This window comes from Falsihalocynthiibacter sp. S25ZX9 (assembly GCF_041205405.1).
In the GTDB taxonomy this organism is placed as follows: Bacteria; Pseudomonadota; Alphaproteobacteria; order Rhodobacterales; family Rhodobacteraceae; genus Falsihalocynthiibacter; species Falsihalocynthiibacter arcticus.
In genome coordinates this window covers 1-330 of record NZ_JBGFCD010000149.1, presented here as the reverse complement: position 1 = coordinate 330, position 330 = coordinate 1, and the positions used below count along the sequence as shown (strand labels likewise).

The 330-nt window shown below is 54.5% G+C and carries 1 protein-coding gene; it reads left to right on the top strand.

Going from position 1 to position 330, the window contains the following annotated elements; translation table 11 throughout:
- On the top strand, positions 1-225 hold a 225-nt coding region (locus tag AB9F29_RS21665; protein ID WP_369757219.1), incomplete at its 5' end, for a helix-turn-helix domain-containing protein.
- Between the last annotated feature and the right edge of the window lie 105 nt (positions 226-330).

Below are 330 nucleotides of genomic sequence, written 5' to 3'. Positions count from 1 at the left end.
AATCGACGCAGCGGAGGCCGCAGGATGAGCCATAAAGCAACCAACTGGCTGTCGGGTATTCCGGCGAATTTGATCGGCGCAAGTGAGTTCCGCATCCTGTTTCACCTCTGTTATTGTCACAACCCATCGAAGGGATGTTTCCCGACGCAGGCCTATTTGCGGGGCTGCACGGGGTCCTCAAACGGCACGGTGAACAACGCTCTCAATGCGCTCGAAGCGAAGTGATTGATCGCCCGCCATCGGGAACGCGAGAAGGGCTCAAAACGGCAAAAACCGACGCGCTATATTTTTGGTTTCGAGATGGAGAAATCGCAAAAGCCGTCTCCAAAT